General features: G+C 65.4%; 11 protein-coding genes and 2 riboswitches. Of the genes, 9 read left to right on the top strand and 2 right to left on the bottom strand.

Annotated elements, in window-relative coordinates:
• Window positions 1–289: 289 nt before the first annotated feature.
• On the top strand, window positions 290–1,189 hold the full coding sequence (locus tag HDG33_RS28370) for a cytochrome c5 family protein (protein ID WP_184036954.1): 900 nt from the start codon (window positions 290–292) through the stop codon (window positions 1,187–1,189).
• Between the two features lie 120 nt (window positions 1,190–1,309).
• On the opposite strand, the gene HDG33_RS28365 is transcribed toward HDG33_RS28370, so the two are convergent.
• Complete coding sequence (locus HDG33_RS28365; RefSeq protein WP_184036951.1) at window positions 1,310–3,400, bottom strand: UvrD-helicase domain-containing protein; 2,091 nt, start codon at window positions 3,398–3,400, stop codon at window positions 1,310–1,312.
• Window positions 3,401–3,744: 344 nt separating this feature from the next.
• Here HDG33_RS28365 and HDG33_RS28360 point away from each other — a divergent pair, with 344 nt between their 5' ends.
• The 8 genes from HDG33_RS28360 (at window position 3,745) to HDG33_RS28325 (ending at window position 15,179) form a co-directional block, all read left to right on the top strand.
• Complete coding sequence (locus HDG33_RS28360; RefSeq protein ID WP_184036948.1) at window positions 3,745–4,794, top strand: oxidoreductase; 1,050 nt, start codon at window positions 3,745–3,747, stop codon at window positions 4,792–4,794.
• Window positions 4,795–5,012: 218 nt separating this feature from the next.
• Window positions 5,013–5,363, top strand: a complete 351-nt coding sequence (locus HDG33_RS28355; protein WP_018418835.1) for a hypothetical protein — start codon at window positions 5,013–5,015, stop codon at window positions 5,361–5,363.
• A gap of 219 nt (window positions 5,364–5,582) precedes the next feature.
• A riboswitch (glycine riboswitch) is annotated at window positions 5,583–5,685 on the top strand.
• A 20-nt stretch (window positions 5,686–5,705) separates the two neighbouring features.
• A riboswitch (glycine riboswitch) is annotated at window positions 5,706–5,866 on the top strand.
• An 80-nt stretch (window positions 5,867–5,946) separates the two neighbouring features.
• Complete coding sequence (gene gcvT, locus HDG33_RS28350) at window positions 5,947–7,062, top strand: glycine cleavage system aminomethyltransferase GcvT (protein ID WP_184036945.1); 1,116 nt, start codon at window positions 5,947–5,949, stop codon at window positions 7,060–7,062.
• Window positions 7,063–7,121: 59 nt separating this feature from the next.
• Window positions 7,122–7,502: a glycine cleavage system protein GcvH gene (gene gcvH / locus HDG33_RS28345; protein ID WP_090802422.1), complete on the top strand. Its 381-nt coding sequence runs from the start codon at window positions 7,122–7,124 to the stop codon at window positions 7,500–7,502.
• Between the two features lie 68 nt (window positions 7,503–7,570).
• Complete coding sequence (gene gcvP / locus HDG33_RS28340; RefSeq protein ID WP_184036942.1) at window positions 7,571–10,507, top strand: aminomethyl-transferring glycine dehydrogenase; 2,937 nt, start codon at window positions 7,571–7,573, stop codon at window positions 10,505–10,507.
• Window positions 10,508–10,646: 139 nt separating this feature from the next.
• Complete coding sequence (locus tag HDG33_RS28335; protein ID WP_184036939.1) at window positions 10,647–11,777, top strand: alginate lyase family protein; 1,131 nt, start codon at window positions 10,647–10,649, stop codon at window positions 11,775–11,777.
• A gap of 29 nt (window positions 11,778–11,806) precedes the next feature.
• Window positions 11,807–13,195 carry an L-serine ammonia-lyase gene (locus HDG33_RS28330; RefSeq protein ID WP_090802417.1) on the top strand — a complete coding sequence of 463 codons (1,389 nt, stop codon included), beginning with the start codon at window positions 11,807–11,809 and terminating at the stop codon, window positions 13,193–13,195.
• Window positions 13,196–13,433: 238 nt separating this feature from the next.
• Window positions 13,434–15,179, top strand: a complete 1,746-nt coding sequence (locus HDG33_RS28325) for a thiamine pyrophosphate-binding protein (RefSeq protein WP_184036936.1) — start codon at window positions 13,434–13,436, stop codon at window positions 15,177–15,179.
• Window positions 15,180–15,277: 98 nt separating this feature from the next.
• On the opposite strand, the gene HDG33_RS28320 is transcribed toward HDG33_RS28325, so the two are convergent.
• Window positions 15,278–16,426, bottom strand: coding sequence for a branched-chain amino acid ABC transporter substrate-binding protein (locus tag HDG33_RS28320; protein ID WP_184036933.1), 1,149 nt, complete (start codon window positions 16,424–16,426; stop codon window positions 15,278–15,280).
• Window positions 16,427–16,504: the final 78 nt, after the last annotated feature.

Below are 16,504 nucleotides of genomic sequence, written 5' to 3'. Positions count from 1 at the left end.
CCAAAAATCAAGAGTAAACGCCCTTCACCCCGAAGTTTACAAGCACTAACCTGCTAAGACCCGTCGGTTAACGATGTCCTAATGCGATTGCCTTGCCTCCGACGCCCATCCCAGCGTCTTCCTCGACCCCTGCCATCGTCCATGCCGATCCGGGTAAACGCCTGCTGAACACCGTCCTGGCCCCCTCGCCGCCGCCGAAAGCTTACGTCTATAATCGTCCGTGGCTGATAAAGAACAAGAAGTTGCCGTCGCGCTGTACCGCTCACACACCCACGGAGACGAGACAAGCATGAGCGAAGCACCACACGGAGCCCCGATCAAAACCCCAGCACAGCTTATCGCCGCGGTCATCGCCGGGTTTGCTGTGCCCATCGTCATCATCGTTCTGCTCGCCGTCTACGTCGATAATTCGACGCGCACCGGCGCCGGCACCGACTCTCTCTCCGAAGCCGAAGTCACCTCCCGCATCCATCCGATCGCCCAAGTCGAGATTCGCGACGCCAACGCACCGCGCGTCTACAAGAGCGGCGAGGAAGTCTACAAGGCGGTCTGCTCGGCGTGTCACGCGTCGGGTGCCGCAGGCGCGCCGAAATTCACCAACACCGCCGACTGGGCGCCGCGCATCGCGCAGGGCTTCGACACGCTGTGGCACACCGCCCTGTCCGGCAAGGGCGCCATGCCGCCGCGCGGCGGCACGAGCCCCGACGACTACAGTGACTTCGAGATCGCGCGCGCGGTGGTCTATATGGCGAACAATTCGGGCGCGAGCTTCCCCGAGCCGGCGCAGCCGGCGGCGGGCGCGGCCGCGGCATCCGGTGCGACAGCGGCATCCGGTGCAGCAGGTGCATCGGATGCGGGCGCGGCCCAGGCCGCCGCGGCAATGGCCGCAATGGCCAACGTGCCGCAGACTCCCGCCCCGGCAGCAGGTGGCGCGCAAAGCGCGGACGCCTCGCAGGCCGGCAAAGCGCTGTATCAGTCGGTATGCCAGGCCTGTCACGCGGCCGGCGTGCTGAACGCGCCGAAGTTCGGCGACAAGGAAGCATGGGCGCCGCGCCTGAAGGACCCGATGGACACCGTCTATAACTACGCGCTGCACGGCAAGGGCGCGATGCCGCCGAAGGGCGGCTCGAACGCATCGGATGCGGACGTAAAGGCTGCGGTCGACTATATGGTCAGCGCGGTGAAGTAAAGCACGCGGCATCGGTCGTCGCTGAAATGAAAAATCCTTGCATGCGCTAACGCGATGCAGGGATTTTTTATGTGCAATCGCAAGCAAACGTACCTGGCGGGCACTTGCAGTCCCGCCCGCTCACGACTTCTGCAACAACGCCTTCAGGCTCGCGAGCCGGTCCTTCGGCGACATCGGCGCTTCTTCCGGTGTCGGCGGCGGCGCATCGTCGAGCAGCATTTCGTTGATGAAGCGCGACGCCTCGCAGACGACCGTCTCCCGCGCCCGCTTGCGCTTCTTGCACCAGTTCAGATGCAGGCTGCGCTGCGCGCGCGTGATCGCGACGTACATCAGCCGGCGTTCCTCCTCGATGCGCGCGTCGTCGATCGGCTCGTCGTCCGCGCCGCCCCGATGCGGCATGATGCCTTCCTCGACGCCGACCAGGAACACGTGCGGATACTCGAGCCCCTTCGACGCATGCACGGTCGACAGCCGCACCGCATCCGGATCTTCCTCGCGGCCTTCGAGCATCGACATCAGCGCGACCGTCTGGATCAGCCCGAGCAGGTTCTTGCCGGTGTCGTCGAAGCCGTCGGCGGTGTCGTAGCCGGTCGCTTCGCTGCCGCTGCCGTGCTCCGGCTCTTCCTTCGTGCCCTTGCGCTTGAGCCACTCGATGAACTCCAGCACGTTCTGCCACTTCGCCTGCGCCTGGCGTTCGTCGAACGCGTCGTACAGATACGCTTCGTAGTGGATCGCCTCCATCAGCTCATTGAGTAGCGTGCCCGCCGCGTCCTTCTCCGCGCGGTCGGTCAGGCGCTGCATGAAGTCGCAGAACGCGCGCATCGGCTCGATCTGACGCGGCGACAGACGCGCCTCGATGCCGCCCATGTAGACCGCCTCGAACAGCGACACCTTCGCCTGACCCGCGAACGCGCCGAGCGCCTCCAGCGTCGTATTGCCGACGCCGCGACGCGGTGTCGTGATCGCGCGGATGAACGCGGGATCGTCGTTCGCGTTGGCGATCAGACGCAGGTACGCGCAGATGTCCTTGATCTCGGCCTTATCGAAGAACGACTGGCCGCCCGACAGCACGTACGGAATCCGTTCGCGCCGCAGCACCTGCTCGAAGATGCGCGCCTGGAAGTTGCCGCGATAGAGGATCGCGTAGTCGCGGAAATTCGTGCGCCGCTCGAACTTGTGCGCGGACAGCCGAAACACGACGGACTCCGCCTCGTGCTCCTCGTCGTTGCAGCCCGTCACCGTGATCGTGTCGCCCATACCGTGCTCGGACCACAGCTTCTTCTCGAACAGCTTCGGGTTGTTCGCGATCACGTTGTTCGCGGCGCTCAGGATGCGCACCGTCGAGCGGTAATTCTGTTCGAGCTTGATCAGGTGCAGGTTCGGGAAATCCTTGCCGAGCTGGCCGAGGTTTTCGAGGGTCGCACCGCGCCAGCCGTAGATCGCCTGATCGTCGTCGCCGACCGCCGTGAACGCCGCGCGCTTGCCGGCCAGGAGCTTCACCAGTTCGTACTGGCATGCGTTGGTGTCCTGATACTCGTCGATCAGCAGATAGCGCAGCTTGTTCTGCCAGCGGTCGCGCACCTGCTCGTTGCTCGCGAACAGTTCGGCGGGCAGGCGGATCAGATCGTCGAAATCGACCGCCTGGTACGCGTGCAGCGTCGCCACGTAGTTGCGATAGACGATCGCCGCCTGATGCTCGTCCTCGGTCGAGGCGATCGCGATCGCCTGCTCGGGCATGATCAGGCCATTCTTCCACAGCGAGATGATCGACTGGATCTTGCGAATGAAGCCCTTGTCCGTCGAGCCGACCTGCTCCTGGATCATGCCGAAGCAGTCGTCGGAATCCATGATCGAGAACTGCGGCTTCAGGCCGACATGCTCCGCCTCCTGACGCAAAATCTGCACGCCGAGCGAGTGGAACGTACACACCGTCAGCTGGTTCACGGGCACCTTGCGGCCTTCCTTGCCGGGTGCGGTCAGCGTCTTGCCTTCGAGCAGCTTGCCGACGCGCTCGCGCATCTCCGCCGCGGCCTTGTTCGTAAACGTGACGGCGGCGATGTGGCGTGGCTCGAAGCCCTTCGCTTCGATCAGGTGCGCGATTTTCTGCGTGATCACGCGCGTCTTGCCGCTGCCGGCGCCGGCGAGCACGAGACAGGGACCGTCGAGATAACGGACCGCTTCACTTTGAGCGGGGTTCAGGCCTGCGGACATCGTTTGTGGATGGGTAATGCGGTTGAGGGCCGCTGAGGTCGGACCGGCGGGTGGCGCCGGCCAAAGGCCCGGGGCATGCTGCGCGGCGCAATGCGCGCGAGAGGTGCGATGCTAACATGGCCACTGCGATGGCCACTGCGATGGCCACTGCGATGGCCACTGCGATGACCACCGCGACGGACGCCCTCGTTGGATGCCTCGATGGTTCGGACGCCCCGACGGGCTGCGCGCAAGGCCGGCCGTCATGCTCAGCCCCCAGTCCAGCCCACAAATGCCACAATGATGAGATTGCGCGCCGCCGCCGCGGTGGCAAGGCGGCGCGCCGCTCCTCCAGGAAGACTCGCATGTCCGCATTGCTGAAAATTGGATTGATGGGCTACGGCTTCGCCGGTGCGACGTTTCACGCACCGGTGATCGAACACTGCGGACGCGCGAGGGTCGCCGCGATTGCGACCGGGCAATCCGAGCGCGCGCACGCCGACTATCCGCACGCGAAAATCGTCGCCGATCTCGACGCGCTGCTCGCGCTCGACGACATCGACTGCGTCGTGATCGCGACGCCCAACGACACCCACTTCGACCTCGCGCGCCGCACGCTCGAAGCCGGCAAGCACGTGGTCGTCGACAAGCCGGTCACGCTGAGCGCCGCCGATGCCCACACGCTTGCCAATATCGCGCTCGCGCGCGGCAAGCTGTTCGCGCCCTTTCATAACCGCCGCTGGGACGGCGATTTTCTGACCGTGCGCGATCTGCTCGCGCGCGTGGAACTGGGTCGCCTCACGCAGTACGAATCGCATTTCGACCGCTTCCGGCCGGGCGTGCGTCAGCGCTGGCGCGAAGACGTGACGCGCGGCGGCGGTCTGCTGTTCGATCTCGGCCCGCATCTGATCGACCAGGCGCTCGCCCTCTTCGGCCCGCCGAAGACCGTATCGGCGACGGTGCGCACCCATCGCGACGACGCAAGTGCACCCGACTACGTGCACATCCAGCTCGGCTACGACGAGTTCGAGGTCGTGCTGCACGCAAGCGCGTTGACCGCGTTGCCGGGAGCGCGCTTTGCTATCCACGGCACGCGCGGCAGCTACGTGAAGTACGGCCTCGACACCCAGGAAGATCAGCTGAAAGCGGGCCTGCGCCCCGGCGACGCAGGCTTCGGCGCCGGCAACAGCCCCGGCGTGCTGCGCGTGCTCGAAGGCGACGAGGAAGTCGAGTGCGAATTGCCGACCCGCAACGGCGAGTACGCAGGCTTCTATATTGCGTTGGCCGACGCGATCCAGAACCGCGTCGCATTTCCGATCAGCACGCGCGACGCGGTCGACGTGATGACGATCATCGAGCTGGCCGCGCGCAGTTCCGAGCAGGGCGTGCGACTGCCGTTCGAGCGGATTCGCTGAACCCCGCCCCGCTGCGCGTCGACACCGCACCACCACGATCTGTGTACCAAAAACGGGACCGCCTTTAGCGCCGCGAAGGCGGTCGGCGCGGGCTTTCCTGACGCTCCGGAAAGGAACATAACGTTACAAATTCGCCCGCTGCAGAGTCAGCGGGCATTCTTCGTCAGCCGTTGCTAGTGAGGTAGCAACCCAACACGACAACGACTCCGGGAGAATCCATGTCTCGAATCATCCGTGCCCTTGTTGCATGCGCGCTGCTCGGCTCCGTCGCCGCCTGCGTGGTAACGCCCCCGCCGGCGCCGCATCCGGGCCCGACTCCGCAGCAGATCGCGGACCAGCGTCTGCATCAGGTCGACGGCCGCATCGACAATCTCGCGCACCGTATCGATAACCGCGTGAATCAGGGCTATTACCCGCCGCCGCAAGGCGCCGCGCTGCATCACCGTCTCGAGACGATCCGCCAGGAAGCGCATGACATGGCCGCCCAGCATGGCGGCGGTTTGTCCGCGGAAGAACAGCGCGTGCTGAATCAGGAACTGGACAATGCGGCTCACGCGATCGGCGAGTGAGTCAGCGAACAAGTGGGCAAACCGAATCGGCAAACGAGCCACCAGGTGAGCCCCCACTACCGCTCATCGTGCGGTCACGGATGGCACCGGGAGAAGCAACTGAAAAGCGCGGGCACCACGGTCCGCGCTTTTCTTTTTGACGCCCCCGAACAGCCACAGCCGGCCCCACACCGCTCCCGGGCCTTTATTTGACAAGCCCCGGCCCGTCGCGTAAATTCGCCGCACGCGTCGGGAGAGCGTGCTGGCAGGCGAAAAATCGCAGGCCGCGCCGCCGAAGGGGCACACCCGCAAACTCTCAGGCAAAAGGACCGACCGCGTCGAAAAACCCGTCTTCCGGCGGCTTTTTCGCACTCTGGAGAGCGGCAGTAGCCATCCGCGTCGCACCTCGTGCACCGCAGGCAGGCTGCCCACCGAAGGGGCGCGCGTTTCACCGTGACGGATCGAGCTCATTGAGCCAGTCGCGGCGGCGCAATCTCTCAGGTATCGAGGACAGAGGGGTCATGCAGAACCACGCTCGCAGGCACACGGCCGCGAGGCAGTGCGCCGCATGGCCTTTTTTGTTTCGCGAGATGCCCGAGGCCCCATGACCGAACTCAAACACACCCCGCTCCACGCCGCTCACCGCGCGCTCAATGCTCGCATGGTCGACTTCGGCGGCTGGGACATGCCCGTCAACTACGGCTCGCAGATCGAGGAACATCGCGCGGTGCGCACCGACGCCGGCATGTTCGACGTGTCCCACATGTGCGTGGTCGACTTCACCGGCGAGCGCGTCCGCGCGTTCTTCGAATACGCGCTCGCGAACAACGTCGCGAAGCTGCAAACGCCGGGCCGCGCGCTCTACTCCTGCATGCTGAATCCGAACGGCGGCGTAATCGACGATCTGATCGTCTATTACTTCGCCGAAGACCACTTCCGCGTGGTCGTCAACGCCGGCACCGCCGACAAAGACATCGCCTGGTTCGGCCAGCTCAACGCGGGCGGCTTCGGTCTCACCATCACGCCGCGCCGCGATCTGGCGATCGTCGCCGTGCAAGGCCCGAACGCACGCGAAAAGGCCTGGCAAACCGTGCCGGCCGCGCGCGCCGCGACTGAAACGCTGAAGCCGTTCAACGCCGCGCGCGTCGACGGCACGCCGTTCGGCGAGCTGACCGTCGCGCGCACCGGCTATACCGGCGAAGACGGCTTCGAGATCATCGTGCCGGCTACCCACGTCGAAGCGCTGTGGAATGCGCTCGCGGCCCACGGCGTGCGCCCGGCCGGTCTCGGCGCGCGCGATACGCTGCGCCTCGAAGCCGGCATGAACCTGTATGGCCAGGACATGGACGACAATGTCTCGCCGCTCGACGCCGGCCTCGCATGGACCGTCGACCTGGCCTCGCCGCGCGAGTTCGTCGGCAAGAGCAGCCTCGCAGCCGACGGCTCGCGCGCCGCGTTCGTCGGCCTGATCCTGCTGAAGGAAAACGGCAAGGCCGCGGGCGTGCTGCGCGCGCATCAGAAAGTCGTCACGCCGCACGGCGACGGCGAAATCACCAGCGGCACGTTCTCGCCGACCATGCAGGAATCGATCGCCTTCGCGCGCGTGCCGAAGGGCGTGCAGCCGGGCGACACCGTGCACGTCCAGATTCGCGACAAAGCCTGTCCCGCAAGCGTGGTAAAACTGCCGTTCGTGCGCAACGGCAAGGTGCTGGCGGTCTAAGCGGCCGGCGCACGCCCCTACATTCAAACACTACCGAACATACCGTTCAGGAGCATCCAATGAGCATCCCGGCCGAACTGAAATACACCGAATCGCACGAATGGGTCCGCACCGAAGCGGACGGCACGCTGACGGTCGGCATCACCGACCACGCGCAGGAAGCGCTCGGCGACATCGTCTTCTTCGAAGTCCAGGAACTCGGCAAGTCCGTGACCGCGGGCGACACAGTCGCCGTGATCGAATCGGTGAAGGCCGCCTCCGATATCTACGCGCCGGTCTCGGGCGAAGTCATCGAGGCGAACACGACCGTCGCGGACTCGCCGGACACCGTCAACAGCACGCCGTACGACAGCTGGCTGTTCAAGATCAAGCCGGCCGCCGATGCGTCGCTCGACCGTCTGCTCGACGCCGAGGCCTACGCGAAGTCGATCGGCGCCTGAGTCGCCTTCTGTTTTAACCGTCAGGCGCGGCGCTCGCACAACGGCGCGCCGCGCCGCCAGGAACACCCATGAAGCTCGAACACCCGGATCGTCTGATGAACCGCACTCCTCTCTCGCTCGCCGCGCTCGAAGTGCACGACGCCTTCGCCGAACGGCATATCGGCCCGGATACGGCCGACCAGCAAGCGATGCTCGAAGCACTCGGCTTCGCGTCGCGCGCGGCATTGATCGACGCCGTCATCCCGAAGACGATCCGCCGCACCGAAACGCTGCCGCTCGGCCCCTTCGCGCAACCGAAGAGCGAAGCCGAAGCGCTCGCCGCCTTGCGCGCGCTCGCGGACAAGAACCAGGTGTTCCGCTCCTACATCGGCCAGGGCTATTACAACGCCCATACGCCGACGGTGATCCTGCGCAACGTGCTCGAAAATCCGGCGTGGTACACCGCGTACACGCCGTACCAGCCTGAGATTTCCCAAGGCCGTCTGGAAGCGCTCCTGAACTTCCAGCAGATGGTCACCGACCTGACCGGCCTCGCGATCTCGAACGCATCGCTGCTCGACGAAGCGACCGCCGCCGCCGAAGCGATGACGCTGCTACAACGCGTCGGCAAGCCGAAGTCGAACGTGTTCTTCATTGCCGACGACGTGCTGCCGCAGACCATCGAGGTCGTGAAGACGCGCGCGACGCCGGTCGGCATCGAAGTGAAAGTCGGCCCGGCCGCTGAAGCCGCCGACGCCAACGCATTCGGCGTGCTGCTGCAATACCCGGGCGTGAACGGCGACGTGCGCGACTACCGCGCGCTGACCGAAGCGATCCACGCGGCGGGCGGCCATGTCGTCGTCGCCGCCGACCTGCTCGCGCTGACGCTGCTTACGCCGCCGGGCGAATGGGGCGCGGACGTCGCGGTCGGCAATACGCAGCGTTTCGGCGTGCCGGTCGGCTTCGGCGGCCCGCATGCCGCGTACCTCGCGGTGCGCGACGAATTCAAGCGGCAAATGCCGGGACGTCTGGTCGGCGTAACCGTCGACGCGCAAGGCAACCCCGCGCTGCGTCTCGCGCTGCAAACGCGCGAGCAGCACATCCGCCGCGAGAAGGCGACCTCGAACGTGTGTACCGCGCAGGCGCTGCTCGCGATCATGGCGAGCATGTACGCGGTCTATCACGGCCCGCGTGGCCTGAAGACGATCGCACTGCGCGTCAATCGCATCGCCACGCTGCTCGCCGAAGGCGCGAAGCAGCTTGGCTATAAGCTCGTCAACGAAACTTTCTTCGACACGCTCACGTTCGACACCGGCGCACGCACGCAAGCGCTGCACGACGCGGCGACGGCCAGGCGCATCAACCTGCGCCACGTGAGCGCGACGCAAGTCGGCCTGTCGATCGACGAAACCACCACGCGCCACGATCTGGCCGACCTGCTCGCGGTGTTCGCTCAAGCGGCCTTCACGAGCGACGTGCCGCAAGTCGACGCGCTCGACACCGCGCTCAACGCATCGAACTCCGCGTCGGTGCCGGCCGCGCTCGAACGCACGAGCGCGTACCTGACGCATCACGTGTTCAACCGTCATCATTCGGAAACGGAAATGCTGCGCTATCTGCGCAGTCTGTCGGACAAGGACCTCGCGCTCGATCGCTCGATGATCCCGCTCGGCTCCTGCACGATGAAGCTGAATGCGACGTCGGAAATGCTGCCGGTCACCTGGCCCGAGTTCGGCCAGATCCATCCGTTCGCACCGACCGAACAAACCGTCGGCTACCGCGAGATGATCGATCAGCTCGAAGAGATGCTGGTCGCCGCGACCGGCTATGCGGCCGTGTCGCTGCAGCCGAACGCGGGCTCGCAGGGCGAGTACGCGGGTCTTTTGATCATCCACGCCTATCACGCGTCGCGCGGCGAAGCGCATCGCGATGTCTGTCTGATTCCCGCTTCGGCGCACGGCACGAACCCGGCGTCGGCGCAAATGGCCGGCATGCAGGTCGTGGTCGTGGCATGCGACGCGCAGGGCAACGTCGATATCGAAGACCTGAAGAAGAAGGCCGCGCAGCACGCCGATAAGCTCGCGGCGATCATGATCACGTACCCGTCGACGCACGGCGTGTTCGAGCAGAACGTCCGCGAAATCTGCGAGATCGTGCATGCGCACGGCGGCCAGGTGTACGTGGACGGCGCGAACATGAACGCGATGGTCGGCCTGTGCGCGCCGGGTCAGTTCGGCGGCGACGTCTCGCATCTGAACCTGCACAAGACCTTCTGCATTCCGCACGGCGGCGGCGGACCGGGCGTCGGTCCGGTCGCGGTCGGCGCGCATCTCGCGCAGTTCCTGCCGAACCAGACTTCGTCGAGCTACCAGCGCTCGGAGGATGGCATCGGCGCGGTGTCGGCCGCGCCGTACGGCTCGGCGTCGATCCTGCCGATCTCGTGGATGTACATCGCGATGATGGGCGCGAAGAATCTGACCGCCGCGACCGAAACCGCGATCCTCAACGCGAACTACGTCGCCAACAAGCTCGCGCCGCACTATCCGGTGTTGTACTCGGGCCCCGGCGGCCTCGTCGCACACGAGTGCATTCTCGATCTGCGTCCGATCAAGGACACGAGCGGCATCACCGTCGACGACGTCGCGAAGCGCCTCGCCGACTATGGCTTCCACGCGCCGACGATGAGCTTCCCGGTACCGGGCACGCTGATGGTCGAACCGACCGAGTCGGAGTCGAAGGAAGAGCTCGACCGCTTCATCGAGGCGATGATCGCGATCCGCGAGGAAATCCGCGCGGTCGAGGAAGGCCGCGCGGACCGCGAGGACAATCCGCTGAAGCACGCGCCGCACACGGCGGCGGTCGTGATCTCGGACGACTGGAAGCACGCGTATGCGCGCGAGACCGCCGCCTACCCGCTGAAGACACTGATCGCGAACAAGTACTGGCCGCCGGTCGGTCGCGCGGACAACGTGTACGGCGATCGCAACCTGTTCTGCTCGTGCGTGCCGATCGCCGATTACGAGTAAGCAGCGCGAGTCGGCCAGACGTCATGCGCGGCGCTGCGAAGGTCCGTCGGCGTCCGCGAGCGGTCCACCCGCGGTCCTGTCGTTGAAAGCCGCAACCGGCTAACATCACACACCGAATCAGCCTAACGAGGAGTTTCGCATGGCGCGAAAGGTGCGATTGATGCAAAGCCGGGCCGAGGCGGCAGGCGTCCGTCCGTGGCGGCCCGCTTACGCGGTACTGTTGGCCGCAGCGGCCGCGTTGCTGCCGCTGCGCGCGGCGCAGGCCGCGATGAATTTCTGCGCGGCGCCGGCGCTGCAAACGAGCGAGCGCACCAATGCCGACCCCGGCGTCAAGGCGCTCGTCGCCAACGTGCAGGCACATCTGAACGAGCAGCCGCATGCGCTCGCCAAATTGCACACCGAGGGCACGCTGCCGCACGAGGGCATCTACGATCAGAGCGTCGAAGCGGAGAAGGATCTCGACCTGCTGCGCGACGCCGCGCTCGCGTGGCGCGCGACCAGCGACGACCGCTTCCTGAAGCTCGTCGACCGTCTGCTGTACGCGTGGGTCACGACCTATCAGCCGAGCTTCGATCCGATCGACGAAACGCGTTTCGAAGGTCTGATCCTCGCGTACGACATGACCGCGAGCGCGTTGCCCGTCAAAACGCGCAACGCGGCGATGGCGTTTCTGACGAAGCTCGCGAACGGCTACATCGCGCAGATCGACGCGCAGCCGCGGCCGCTCACGGGCACGTTCCGCAACAATTGGCAAAGCCACCGCATCAAGCTGATCGCGATGGCGGCATTCACGCTCGACAACCGCAAGATGATCAACGCCGCGCAGCGGCTGTTCGTCGAGCATATCGGCGACAACATCGCCCCGGACGGCTCGACGATCGACTTCGGCGAGCGCGATGCGCTGCACTACGTGACCTACGATCTGCAACCGCTGGTGACGGCCGCGCTCGCCGCGCGCCGCCACAACCGCAACTGGCTGCAGGAGAAGGGCGCGAACGGCGCGACGCTGCTCGCCGCGCTGAATTGGCTCGTGCCGTTTGCTACCGGCGGTCAGACGCATGAGGAATTCGTGCATTCGAACGTCGCGTTCGATGCAAAACGTCGCGAGGCCGGCTTGCCCGGCTATTCGGGTCAGTGGGATCCGAAGAACGCGACGGAACTGTTTCACCTGGCGGCCCGTCTCGACGGACGCTTTACGCCAGTCGCGCTGCAGCTCGCACCGACGCCGCCCGCGTGGCTCGCCGTGTGCTTGCCGCTGCCGGCGCGCTAAACTCTTTATCTATAGGCAGGGAGCAGTACATGGCAGTCAGCGTCTTCGATCTCTTCAAAATCGGCATTGGTCCGTCGAGCTCGCACACGGTCGGGCCGATGCGCGCGGCGCTGATGTTCGTCCAGGGACTCGAGCGCGACGGGCTGCTCGCTTCCACCGCGTCGGTGAAAGCGGAGCTGTACGGCTCGCTCGGCGCGACCGGCAAGGGCCACGGCACCGATCGCGGCGTCATGCTGGGCCTGATGGGCGACGCGCCCGACACCGTCGATCCCGAGACGATCGCGCAACGGCTCGAAGCAGTGCGCACGTCGCGCCAACTCGCGCTGCTCGGCACGCACGAGGTGCCCTTCGTGCAGAAAGAGCACATCGCGTTTTATCGTCAGGCGCTGCCCGAGCATCCGAACGGCCTGAAGCTATTCGCCTTCGATGCGCAAGGGGCGACGCTGCGCGAGTCGACCTATCTGTCGGTCGGCGGCGGCTTCGTCGTGACGGCCGGCGCGCCGAACACGAAGGTATTGAGCGCCGTCGATCAGCTTCCGCATTCGTTCCGTACCGGCAACGAATTGCTCGCGCTGTGTGCGGCGAGCGGCAAGAGCATCGCGCAGCTGATGTGGGAAAACGAGCGCGTCTGGCACAGCGAGGAAGAAACGCGCGCGGGTCTGCTGAAGATCTGGGACGTGATGCAATCATGCGTCGCGCGCGGATGCGGCATCAACAATCCCGATGCCGATGGTCACTTGCCCGGACCTTTCCAGGTGAAGCGGCGCGCGCCGCAGCTGTATCGCGCGTTGACGGGCAACCCTGAGCGCGCGTTGCAGGATCCGCTGTCCATGGTCGACTGGATCAACCTGTACGCGATCGCCGTCAACGAAGAGAACGCGGCGGGCGGGCGCGTCGTCACCGCGCCGACCAATGGCGCGGCCGGCATCATTCCGGCGGTGCTGCATTACTACACGCGCTTCATGCCGGGCGCGAACGAGCAGGGCGTGATCGACTTCCTGATGACGGCCGCCGCGATCGGCATCCTGTACAAGCTGAATGCGTCGATCTCCGGTGCGGAGGTGGGCTGTCAGGGTGAAGTCGGCGTCGCATGCTCGATGGCCGCGGGCGCGCTGGCCGCCGTGATGGGCGGCACGCCGAAGCAGGTCGAGAACGCCGCGGAAATCGGCATGGAGCACAACCTCGGGCTCACCTGCGATCCGGTCGGCGGCATGGTGCAGATTCCGTGCATCGAGCGCAACGCGATGGCATCGGTGAAGGCGGTCAATGCCGCGCGCATGGCGTTGCGCGGCGACGGCAGCCACTACGTGTCGCTCGATTCGGTGATCAAGACGATGCGCGAAACCGGCGCGGACATGAAGACCAAGTACAAGGAAACGTCGCGCGGCGGCCTCGCGGTAAATATCGTCGAGTGTTGAGTCGCTGAGCGCGGTATTCAATTGCGTGCGATCGCATCGGAAAAGCGCGGGCCTTGCGGCTCGCGTTTTCATTTGCGCGATCGTGTTGCGCGCACGCCGATCGAACAGTTGCGCTGCGCCATGACAGCGCCCACGTGCTCGGCGTAAGCTGTCGAAGTGCCCATCGGCCGCTGTTGCACGTTCCGCCGATGCGGCTCCGTCCCAACGCACCCACGCACTGCCAGGAGGCTTCTTCGCAATGTCGCTGCCGAATGCTCCCGCTGCCAATTCCGCTTCCAATTCCGTTATCGCTTCCCATACCGCACGCACGACCGGCGCGCGCCTCGTCGTCGAGGCGTTGCTCACACACGGCGTCGAGCGCGTGTTCTGCGTCCCCGGCGAAAGCTTTCTCGCCGTGCTCGATTCGCTGCACGACGAAACCGGGCGCATCCAGACGGTCGTCTGCCGTCACGAAGCCGCGGCCGCGAACATGGCCGAAGCGCTCGGCAAGCTGACCGGCCGCCCGGGTGTCGCACTCGTCACGCGCGGGCCGGGCGCGACGCATGCGTCGATCGGCGTTCATACTGCGTTTCAGGACTCCACGCCGATGATTCTGCTGATCGGTCAGTGCGCGCGCGAACATCTCGATCGCGAGGCCTTTCAGGAGATCGACTACCGGCGCATGTTCGGTCAGATGGCGAAGTGGGTCGCGCAGATCGACGACCCGAAGCGCATCCCCGAATATCTGAGCCATGCGTTTCATACGGCCACCTCGGGGAGGCCCGGGCCGGTCGTGCTGGCGCTGCCCGAAGACGTGCTGAGCGATGCCTGCGACGCGGTACCTGGCGCACCCGCTTATCACCGCGTGGCGGCATCGCCATCGGCCGCGCAGATCGCGAAGCTGCGCGAGTTGCTCGAAGACGCGCAACGGCCGATGGTGATCGCCGGCGGCAGCGGCTGGACAGAGGCCGCGTGCGCGGACCTGCGGCGTTTCATCGAAAACTGGCAGTTGCCGATTGGCCTCGCGTTCCGCTTCCAGGACACCTTCGACAACGAGCATCCGAACTATGCGGGCGACGTCGGTCTCGGCATCAATCCGGCGCTCGCTCAGCGCATTCGCGACGCGGACTTGCTGCTCGCGCTCGGTCCGCGCCTCGGCGAAGCGACGACCAACGGCTACACGCTGCTCGACATCCCGAAGACGAAGCAGACGCTCGTGCACGTGCATCAGGGCGCGGAAGAACTGGGCCGCGTATATGCGGCCGATCTGCCGATCGTCTCGGGCATGCCTGAGCTTGCGGCGATGCTTGCGGAACTGGAACCGTCGTCGTCCGGCAGGCTCGCCTGGGCGGGTGCCGCTGAAGAAGCGCACCGCGCGTACCTGGATTGGCGCGAGCCGCGCCCAATTCCCGGCGACGTGCAGATGGGCGAAGTGATCCAGCAGTTACGCGCCCACTTGCCCGACGACGCGATCCTCACGAACGGCGCGGGCAATTACGCGACGTGGCTGCATCGGCATTTCTCGTATCGGCACTTCCGTTCTCAGCTCGCGCCGACGAGCGGCGCGATGGGCTACGGCGTGCCGGCGGCGCTCGCGGCAAAGTCGCTGTATCCCCAGCGCGCGGTGGTCGCGCTCGCCGGCGACGGCTGCTTCATGATGGCCGCGCAGGAGCTCGCGACAGCGATGCAGTACGACCTGCGCGTGCTGTTCATCGTCGTCAACAACAGCCAATTCGGGACGATCCGCATGCATCAGGAGCGACACTATCCGCATCGCGTGCATGGCACCGGGCTCAAGAATCCGGACTTCGCGGCATTCGCGCGATCGTTCGGCGCGCATGGGGAAACCGTTGAACGTACCGGGGATTTTTTGCCGGCGTTGCAACGCGCGATCGAATCGCAGTTGCCGGCCGTGATCGAAATTCGCATGCCGCAGGAAGCGAGCACGCCCGCGGCGACGCTCGAGATGATTCGTGAGCAGGGGAGGAAGATGCGCGGGCAGTGAAAATCGCCCCGTGGCCTGACAGCGTGTCGAATGCGCCGCCCATAAAAAAACCCCGCCGGAGCGGGGTTTTCTATTATCAACCGTAGTCAGCAAAAAACTTACTTGCCGCCCACGCTTTGCAGCGTCGTCCACTTGCCATCGACGACCTTGTACAGCGTGATACCACCGTTCTTCAGATCGCCGCGCGTGTCGTACGCGAGGTTGGCCGACGTCACGGCCGGCTTCGACGTCCTGGCGAGCACCGGCAGGTACCTGGCAGGATCGGTCGAGTTCGCGTTCTTCATCGCGGTGAACATCGCCATCGCGCCATCGAACGCGTACGGCGAGTACGTTTGCACGTCTTCGTTGAAGCGCGCCTTGTACTTCTCGACGTATGCCTTGCCGCCCGGCATTTCTTCGAGCGGCAGACCGGCGAGCGAAGCCACCGTGCCGTTCGCCGCATCGCCGGCGAGCTTGATGAAGGTCGGCGTGTGGACCATTTCGCCGCCCATCAGCGGCGCCTTCACGCCGAGCTGCTTCATCTGCTTGACCATCGGTGCTGCTTGCGAATCCGCGCCGCCGTAATAGATCAGATCCGGGTTCGACGACTTCAGCTTGGTCAGGATCGACTTGAAGTCGACGGCCTTGTCGTTCGTGTATTCGCGATCGACGATCGTCGCGCCTGCCGCCTTCGCAGCCTTCTCGAACTGATCCGCAAGACCCTGGCCGTAAGCGGTGCGATCGTCGACGATCGCGATCTTCTTCATGCCGAGGTTCTTCACCGCGAACGTGCCTGCGACCGAGCCTTGCTGCGTGTCGGACGTCATCATGCGGAAGGTTGTCTTGAAGCCCTGCTGCGTGTATTCCGGCGCCGTCGCCATCGCGATCTGCGGAATGCCCGCGTTCGCGTAGATGCGCGAGGCCGGAATCGTCGTGCCCGAGTTGAAGTGGCCCAGCATGCCCTTGATGCCATCATCCACGAGCTTCTGCGCGACCGTCGTGCCGGTGCGCGGGTCGGCCTGGTCGTCGGCCGAGTCGAGCACGATGCGAACCTGCTTGCCGCCGATCACCGGCTTCGTCGCGTTGAACTCTTCGACCGCGAGCGTGATGCCGTTCTGGAAGTCCTTGCCATAGTGCGCCTGTGCGCCGGTCATCGGACCGGCGAAACCGATCTTCACGTCTTCCGTCGATTGAGCGTTGGCCGTCCCCGCCAGCGACATGGCGGCAACCAGAGCTGCGCCTGCCAGCTGTTTCATTTTGTGTTGCATAGGTTCTCCTTGATACCAGGTGTGGATGAAGCGGTGTCGGGGTCGCCGCGCCGCTTCCTTTCTATTGAATAAATCGCC

It is taken from the genome of Paraburkholderia sp. Cpub6 (assembly GCF_014201065.1).
In the GTDB taxonomy this organism is placed as follows: Bacteria; Pseudomonadota; Gammaproteobacteria; order Burkholderiales; family Burkholderiaceae; genus Paraburkholderia; species Paraburkholderia tuberum.
The sequence above is the reverse complement of the archived record's forward strand: the minus strand, read 5'-3'. Positions and strand labels throughout refer to the sequence as shown.

Bases quoted from the DNA above. Each gene is read 5' to 3' on its own strand.
- HDG33_RS28330 (WP_090802417.1), top strand. From the start codon at position 11,807: ATGGCAGTCAGCGTCTTCGATCTCTTCAAAATCGGCATTGGTCCGTCG.
- HDG33_RS28370 (WP_184036954.1), top strand. From the start codon at position 290: ATGAGCGAAGCACCACACGGAGCCCCGATCAAAACCCCAGCACAGCTT.
- HDG33_RS28360 (WP_184036948.1), top strand. From the start codon at position 3,745: ATGTCCGCATTGCTGAAAATTGGATTGATGGGCTACGGCTTCGCCGGT.
- gcvT (WP_184036945.1), top strand. From the start codon at position 5,947: ATGACCGAACTCAAACACACCCCGCTCCACGCCGCTCACCGCGCGCTC.
- HDG33_RS28325 (WP_184036936.1), top strand. From the start codon at position 13,434: ATGTCGCTGCCGAATGCTCCCGCTGCCAATTCCGCTTCCAATTCCGTT.
- HDG33_RS28355 (WP_018418835.1), top strand. From the start codon at position 5,013: ATGTCTCGAATCATCCGTGCCCTTGTTGCATGCGCGCTGCTCGGCTCC.
- HDG33_RS28365 (WP_184036951.1), bottom strand. From the start codon at position 3,400: ATGTCCGCAGGCCTGAACCCCGCTCAAAGTGAAGCGGTCCGTTATCTC.
- gcvP (WP_184036942.1), top strand. From the start codon at position 7,571: ATGAAGCTCGAACACCCGGATCGTCTGATGAACCGCACTCCTCTCTCG.
- HDG33_RS28335 (WP_184036939.1), top strand. From the start codon at position 10,647: ATGGCGCGAAAGGTGCGATTGATGCAAAGCCGGGCCGAGGCGGCAGGC.
- gcvH (WP_090802422.1), top strand. From the start codon at position 7,122: ATGAGCATCCCGGCCGAACTGAAATACACCGAATCGCACGAATGGGTC.
- HDG33_RS28320 (WP_184036933.1), bottom strand. From the start codon at position 16,426: ATGCAACACAAAATGAAACAGCTGGCAGGCGCAGCTCTGGTTGCCGCC.